We start from the raw sequence: 423 nt of genomic DNA, 5'->3' as shown, positions 1-423 counted from the left end.
GCGGGCGGAGCATCCGCTCGCCGAGGCGGTGGCTGCGGGCGCGGCGGAGAAAGGGCTGTCGCTTGCCGAAGCCGGAAGCTTCGCCAATGTACCCGGACGGGGTATCAAGGCTTCCGTCCAGGGCAGGGAGATCATCGTCGGGACGCGCCGGATGATGGAGGAGAACGGCGCCCCCGCTGCACGCTGGCTTGAAGCCATGAACGAGCTGGAGCAGCAGGGCAAGACGGCGATGCTGGTCGCGGTGGACGGAGTCTGCGAAGGCATCGTGGCCGTCGCGGATACGATCAAGCCGACCTCGCGGGAGGCGGTCGCGGCTCTGCGGCGCATGGGCATCGACGTGGTGATGATTACCGGCGACAACGAGCGGACGGCGCGGGCCATTGCGGCCGAGGCCGGCATTGACCGGGTGATGGCCGAGGTGCG

Annotated in this window: 1 protein-coding gene; it reads left to right on the top strand. The window is 69.3% G+C overall.

Features of this window, described 5'->3' with window-relative positions:
- On the top strand, nucleotides 1-423 hold a 423-nt coding region (locus tag L692_RS29415), incomplete at both ends, for an HAD-IC family P-type ATPase (protein ID WP_036724471.1).

The sequence above is a fragment of the Paenibacillus forsythiae T98 genome (assembly GCF_000520735.1).
Lineage (GTDB): Bacteria > Bacillota > Bacilli > Paenibacillales > Paenibacillaceae > Paenibacillus_AQ > Paenibacillus_AQ forsythiae.
The sequence above is the reverse complement of the archived record's forward strand: the minus strand, read 5'-3'. Positions and strand labels throughout refer to the sequence as shown.